The 353-nt window shown below is 38.1% G+C and carries 1 rRNA gene; it reads left to right on the forward strand.

Features of this window, described 5'->3' with window-relative positions:
• A 16S ribosomal RNA gene (locus tag AC1DEF_RS29410) occupies positions 1–86 on the forward strand; the annotation flags it as partial.
• Positions 87–353 lie beyond the last annotated feature (267 nt).

A 353-nucleotide genomic window follows, 5' to 3' on the forward strand; every position in this document is an offset into this window, starting at 1 on the left:
GCTAGCCGCCTAAGGTGGGACAGATGATTGGGGTGAAGTCGTAACAAGGTAGCCGTATCGGAAGGTGCGGCTGGATCACCTCCTTTCTAAGGATTTTTACATGACGTACGTTTTGACACTTTGTTCAGTTTTGAGAGTTTAATCTCTCAATTATAGAAAGCACACTACTTTCTTCTTATTAGATAAGAAGAATTTTGGTTGCRATTGTTCTTTGAAAACTAGATAACAGTAATTGCTGAGGAAAAGTGAAACTTTTCTTTAATCAAATCAATAAATAACACAACATTATGTTGTACCATTTATTCGCTAATGGTTAAGTTAGAAAGGGCGCACGGTGAATGCCTTGGCACTAG

This window comes from Priestia sp. 10L35 (assembly GCF_056395685.1).